A 3,312-nucleotide genomic window follows, 5' to 3' on the forward strand; every position below is an offset into this window, starting at 1 on the left:
GCACTAGATGAGACAAAATGTTTTTTAATGCGGCAAAGTCACCCTGAACCAGGGCATCAAAGATAAAAAAGCCGGTGATCGGTTCAAAGGCTAAACCTGTCTCAATGCCAATACGACCGCTGGGTGGCAGCCATTGCAAATTGACGGCAAAGAGATAGACCAGCAATAATCCCAGCCAGTACACTGGCATCGAGACTCCTAGCAGCGAGCCACTCATGGTGAGATTGTCGATCCAGCTGTTTTTGCGAACAGCGGCGATTACTCCAGCAGGAATACCCAATACAAGAGCAATGAGCATGGCTGAGACGGACAGCTCAAATGTGGCAGGCCATCGTAGCTTAATCTCATCCCAAATGGGGATGCCGGTAAAAATACTCTCGCCTAGATCAAACTTTAACAAGCTGCCCAGGAAGGACAGATACTGTAGCGGTAGCGGTTCATTGAGGCCCATGCGCTCTCGCAGAGCGGCTACCTGGTCAGGGTTAGCGCGGTCACCCAATAAAACTAAGGCCGGATCGCCGGGAATCAGATGTAAAAAAGCAAAGACTAGGAGTGAAATGCCCAGCAGTACTGGGACTAGATGGAGTAAGCGTTTGAGAATATATCTACCCATGGAGATTCTGTTGAGGGTACGTGGGGTGAGTAAAGTGGATGGGGCTGGTCTTACTTTTGAAGCAGGTAATGTTTTGAAAGGTATGTCTACCTTGGATAAGCCCTTATCCCCCTGCCCCTTATCCCCCAGGGAGAAGGGGAGATGACTTAATTTTTGCTATCTGAGGGAAAAGCTTTTTCAGATCACTCTCAAAGTCCTTCTCCCCCAGGGAGAAGGACTTAGGATGTAAACGCCAAAGCGGCTTCTCGTAGAGTGGGCTAATTTAAGATCAAGACCACCTTTCGGGTCATTGTCTTTAAAGACTGCCCTAAGGCTTCTCCACCGCAGGAAAAGGTTCATTCCCCAGTGGACTGGGACTCCAGCCTTCTAGACCCACGCGCTGAGCCAGTAGCGGCTGAGAGTGCACGATGGGAATCCGCAATGCCTTATCAAACAACATCGTATCCACATCTTGGTACAGTTTTTCGCGCTCTGTTGGTTCCGTTTCAGCCCGGGCCTTGTTAAGCAACTCAAACATTTCAGGACTCTCGTAGTTACCTAAATCTTGCGTTGCGCCAGGGCCAAAGTGAGAGTACAGAAAGTTGTCAGGGTCACCGTAGTCACCGGTCCAACCTAGCATAAAGGATTGATACCCAGGTGGTGTGTTGCGATCTTCTAAATAGGCTGCCCAGTCCTTGGTTTGCAAATTCACTGTGATACCGATTTGGCTGAGTTCTGCGGCAAAGGCTTCGGCGATCGGTTTCGGATTAGGGAAATAGGGCCGACTGACTGGCATATACCACAGTTCCAGGTCAAAGCCATTGGGATAGCCTGCTGCTGCGAGTGCAGCCTTAGCTGCCTCCGGATCGTACTCATAATCTCCCACGCTATCGCTGGTAAAGGCTTCCATGGAAGGGGGGATAAAATGGGCGTCAGTCACACCCAACTCTCCCCAAAATGCTTCAACAATGGCAGGCTTGTTGATGGCCTGGGCAATGGCTTGTCTCACCTCTGGTGTTGATAGCGGTTCGTAGCTGGGATTCAGCGCTAGAAAACCTACGTTAAAGGAGGGACGGAACACCGCTTCCACATTGGCATCTGCTTCGATTTCTGCCAGCTGGTCGGGGGTGAGGTCAACGGTAAAGTCAAGGGCTCCGGCTCGCAGCTGTGCCAGTCGAGCCGCAGGATCTTCAATAAAGCTAATGACGAGCTGATCAACTTTGGGCAGTCCTTCTTGCCAATAGTCGTCAAATTTAGTCAGGGTAATGCGATCGCCGCTCAACCATTCTTCAAATACAAACGGTCCGGTACCCACGGCTAAACCAGAGGGGGTGCCGTAGTCTGCTCCAGATTCTTGAATTGCGGCGGGGCTGGCAATGCCAAAATAGGCGGATGCGATCGCAGCTGGAAACGCAGCGAAGGGTTCAACTAGCTTGAACTCAACGGTCATGTCATCCACGGCGCTGACGTCGGCTAGAACGGATGCTTCGTCGCCCTTAAACCCGCCAAAGAGGTAGCTCCAAATTTCGTATAGCTTACCTTCGTCGCGGAAACCGTACTCAAAATCAGGGTCCCACCAGCGGTTGACGTTAAAAACTACGGCTTCAGCGTTAAAATCAGTGCCATCATGGAATTTAATGCCTTCCTGTAGCTTAAAGGTCCAGGTCAAGGCATCTTCAGACGCGGTCCATTCGGTGGCTAGCTCAGGAACAAGTTCGGTTGAGCCTGGCTCGTTACCCATCAGGTGGTTGTAAATCTGTAGCTGCACATATAAGGAGTCCCCATCCGTAACATCGCCGGAAGAGAGGTTATCGGGCTGCCCTCCTGAACCAAACACTAGGGTGCCTGTATCTGTTGTTGTAGCGGTTACTTCGTCACCCCCAGGCGTATCACCGGCACTATCGGGAGTGCCACCGCAGTTGACTAACACAGCCGTGAGTGTGAGGGCAAAGATAATTGCCAGCATTCTGCGGAAGCGTCGCCTGAAAAAAAATCGTTGACGAATCATAAATGACTCCTAGTAGCAGAGAAGAGTTTTAGGGAGACGTGTGTAAAAACCCTAAACTTTTAACGTGGTTCCTGAGAACAAACGCTACATTAACTATCTCAGAAAGAATGAGTAAATTTATACACGTAACAACATGTCAAATTTTTCGTATTTCTATGACAAAAGTAAAAAAAGAGCCTGTAATCGGGACAACAAATACATAAATAACGCCCTAAACATTGTGTAATGGTAATGAAAAAGTCGCCCTGGTCTCTGCCCATTACTTATCAGACTCGATATGCCTCTTCCCATTCTTGATGTTAGAAATCTCTCTGTGACATTCCCAGCCAAGGCCGGTGACGTGTCAGCGGTTAAGTCTATTTCGTTTTCCCTAACCGCAGGTGAGACATTGAGTCTTGTCGGTGAGTCGGGGTCGGGTAAGTCGGTGACATCCCTAGCTTTAATTGGGCTGCTGGCATCAGGCACAAGACAATCGGGAGAAATCTGGTTTCGAGATCCCTCGTTGTCGGATGCGCAACCGGTGGATCTGCTTAAGCTTTCCCGTGAAGAGCGCAGACAGTATCGGGGCAAATTGGTTTCCATGATTTTTCAGGAGCCGCTGACATCCCTCAATCCGGTATATACCTGTGGGGACCAGCTGATTGAGGCCTTACGATTACATCAGGACCTCGATCGTCAAGGGGCTAAGGTTAGGGCACTGGAGCTATGTGCC

Annotated in this window: 3 protein-coding genes; 1 reads left to right on the top strand and 2 read right to left on the bottom strand. The window is 49.9% G+C overall.

The features are described from left to right. A partial coding sequence (locus DXZ20_RS04465; protein ID WP_163703387.1) for an ABC transporter permease occupies window positions 1-613 on the bottom strand: 613 nt, incomplete at its 3' end. Between the two features lie 307 nt (window positions 614-920). Then, window positions 921-2,600 (bottom strand): ABC transporter substrate-binding protein, encoded by a 1,680-nt coding sequence (locus tag DXZ20_RS04470; RefSeq protein WP_163665944.1) that lies wholly within the window; start codon window positions 2,598-2,600, stop codon window positions 921-923. Between the two features lie 277 nt (window positions 2,601-2,877). Between DXZ20_RS04470 and DXZ20_RS04475 the strand changes: the two genes are divergently transcribed. Continuing rightward, window positions 2,878-3,312 (top strand): ATP-binding cassette domain-containing protein (locus DXZ20_RS04475; RefSeq protein ID WP_163703388.1); only part of this gene is annotated, 435 nt, incomplete at its 3' end.

It is taken from the genome of Adonisia turfae CCMR0081, assembly GCF_011009555.1.
Classification (GTDB): domain Bacteria; phylum Cyanobacteriota; class Cyanobacteriia; order Phormidesmidales; family Phormidesmidaceae; genus Leptothoe; species Leptothoe turfae.